Annotated in this window: 1 protein-coding gene and 1 pseudogene; both read left to right on the forward strand. The window is 46.4% G+C overall.

Annotated features, from left to right (window positions below; all coding sequences use genetic code 11):
- A pseudogene (locus tag JNC80_RS19945) lies at positions 1-342 on the forward strand (hypothetical protein); the annotation flags it as partial.
- Between the two features lie 54 nt (positions 343-396).
- Positions 397-1,051, forward strand: a 655-nt coding sequence (locus JNC80_RS19950; RefSeq protein ID WP_376711417.1) for an NAD(P)-binding domain-containing protein, incomplete at its 3' end; no start/stop codon positions are given.

Here is a 1,051-nt window from a genome sequence, read left to right on the forward strand (position 1 = left end):
CCGGCTCCGCTCATTATCAACCGAACCTACCAGACTTCAATAAAATCAGTCAAACTCAAAAACTTTGCGACACAACCTTTCAGTATTGTGACAGGAACACTTCCTCTCTCCTTATTCGGAAGTGAGGGCTACGGAGCTATACAGGGCAAAATAATGTCAGCCCGGCTGATCGTATCGGCAATAGCACCGTTCGCTATGGCATTTTCAATGAGCCTTCTAGGTGTAAGAACAGCCCTCTCAATCGTGCTCGTTTGTGGTCTTTTGGCGCTTATCGCGTTTGGATTACTGGCTCGGTTAGAAGGGAGAGCACCTAAAATACCATCAAAACAGGCAACAACTTAGCGCCTTTTGTTGTTTTTTAGATTCTTGTGAGTGAGTTTTTTGAGGCTATTAAATATGGTGGAGAATGAGAGCATGCATAAACGACTGTCGAAAATCGACCATGAAGTCATTGTAATTGGTGGAGGACAGGCCGGACTTGCGGCTTCATATTATCTTCGCCGTGCTGGAGTGGATTTCGTCATTTTTGACGAAGGTAAAGAGCCGGGCGGAGCGTGGGTTCATGGATGGGATACATTACGCCTTTTTTCCCCGGCCAGTTTCAGTTCATTACCGGGTTGGTTGATGCCACCTAGTCGAGAGCCAGATGGCTATCCGTCACGTAATGAAGTGATCAACTACCTGACACTGTATGAGCAACGGTATAATCTGCCTATAGAACGTCCGCGTAGAGTTGAGGCCGTCATACGTGAAGGTGATGGTTTCAGAGTAGATTTGTCAGATGGATCGAGCCGGACTTGTCTTTCGGTAATTAGCGCCACAGGCACATGGTCAAAACCATTTATCCCCGTTTACCCTGGCAACGAGTTGTTCTCTGGAAGGCAGGTACATTCAGCATCTTATAAAACAGCTGACGATTTTATTGATCAAAGGGTACTTGTTGTTGGCGGAGGTAATTCCGGAGCACAAATTATGGTTCTGTCGCAAAGTTTTTGGAAGGATATAAGCGGCCTTACTTCTGAACGCAGTTATGCTGCGAGCTCCGCAAAGA

Source organism: Pseudochrobactrum lubricantis, from assembly GCF_041929865.1.
Classification (GTDB): domain Bacteria; phylum Pseudomonadota; class Alphaproteobacteria; order Rhizobiales; family Rhizobiaceae; genus Pseudochrobactrum; species Pseudochrobactrum saccharolyticum.